This window comes from Sporosarcina sp. P1, from assembly GCF_002743155.1.
Lineage (GTDB): Bacteria > Bacillota > Bacilli > Bacillales_A > Planococcaceae > Sporosarcina > Sporosarcina ureae_B.
In genome coordinates, this window is the sequence record NZ_PDYS01000048.1 from 1 (window position 1) to 1,078 (window position 1,078).

The 1,078-nt window shown below is 48.7% G+C and carries 5 tRNA genes and 2 rRNA genes; all 7 read left to right on the forward strand.

The annotated features are described in order from the left end of the window. Positions 1–133, forward strand: a 23S ribosomal RNA gene (locus CSV73_RS16290); the annotation flags it as partial. 248 nt (positions 134–381) lie between these two features. Continuing rightward, positions 382–497: ribosomal RNA gene (gene rrf, locus CSV73_RS16295) — 5S ribosomal RNA — on the forward strand. 44 nt (positions 498–541) lie between these two features. Beyond that, positions 542–616, forward strand: a tRNA-Asn gene (locus CSV73_RS16300). Between the two features lie 5 nt (positions 617–621). Next, a tRNA-Ser gene (locus tag CSV73_RS16305) sits at positions 622–713 on the forward strand. Between the two features lie 23 nt (positions 714–736). Next, positions 737–811, forward strand: a tRNA-Glu gene (locus tag CSV73_RS16310). Positions 812–851: 40 nt separating this feature from the next. Then, a tRNA-Val gene (locus CSV73_RS16315) sits at positions 852–927 on the forward strand. An 18-nt stretch (positions 928–945) separates the two neighbouring features. Further along, positions 946–1,020 (forward strand) — tRNA-Met (locus tag CSV73_RS16320). The last annotated feature ends 58 nt before the right edge of the window (positions 1,021–1,078 follow it).

Below are 1,078 nucleotides of genomic sequence, written 5' to 3' on the forward strand. Positions count from 1 at the left end.
CCCCCTTCAAGATGAGATTTCCCATTACGCAAGTAAGTAAGATCCCTCAAAGATGATGAGGTGGATAGGTCTGGGGTGTAAGTACGGCGACGTATGTAGCTGACAGATACTAATCGATCGAGGACTTAACCTATTATGAAAAGCCGAAGCGGCCGCCTAGATGCGACCGGTATAAGGCGAAGATGCGAAGTGGCGTTTCCTGCCACGTAGCAGCTTTGACTTATGACCCGAGCATCTGGCCGCTGAGGCTGGACAAACTAAAAAGTAGTTACTTGAACTACACCAATGTCTTTTATTCAGTTTTGAGTGAATGAAATCTTTTTGTAAAAAGGATTGACTTTCTCAGTCAGTTTGATATAATAATCATGGCTTTAAAAACAGTTCAGTGATGATGGCAAAGAGGTCACACCCGTTCCCATACCGAACACGGAAGTTAAGCTCTTTAGCGCCGATGGTAGTTGGGGGTTTCCCCCTGTGAGAGTAGGACATCGCTGGTCTGTTAGACAAGTTATGAAAAAACATTATAACCACATTACATTATTCCGCAGTAGCTCAGTGGTAGAGCAATCGGCTGTTAACCGATCGGTCGTAAGTTCGAGTCTTACCTGCGGAGCCATTATTGGAGAGCTGTCCGAGTGGCCGAAGGAGCACGATTGGAAATCGTGTAGGCGGTTTGCGCTGCCTCAAGGGTTCGAATCCCTTGCTCTCCGCCAGATGTACGCTTTCATTATATATTGGCCCCTTGGTCAAGCGGTTAAGACACCGCCCTTTCACGGCGGTATCACGGGTTCGAATCCCGTAGGGGTCACCATTTTATAGAAAATACGTTTATCACATCGTAGTATAACCCAGGAGGATTAGCTCAGCTGGGAGAGCACCTGCCTTACAAGCAGGGGGTCGGCGGTTCGAGCCCGTCATCCTCCACCATTTATTTTATAGTATTATCGCGGGGTGGAGCAGTGGTAGCTCGTTGGGCTCATAACCCAAAGGTCACAGGTTCAAATCCTGTCCCCGCAACCAAGGTCCCGTGGTGTAGCGGTTAACATGCCTGCCTGTCACGCAGGAGATCGCGGGTTCG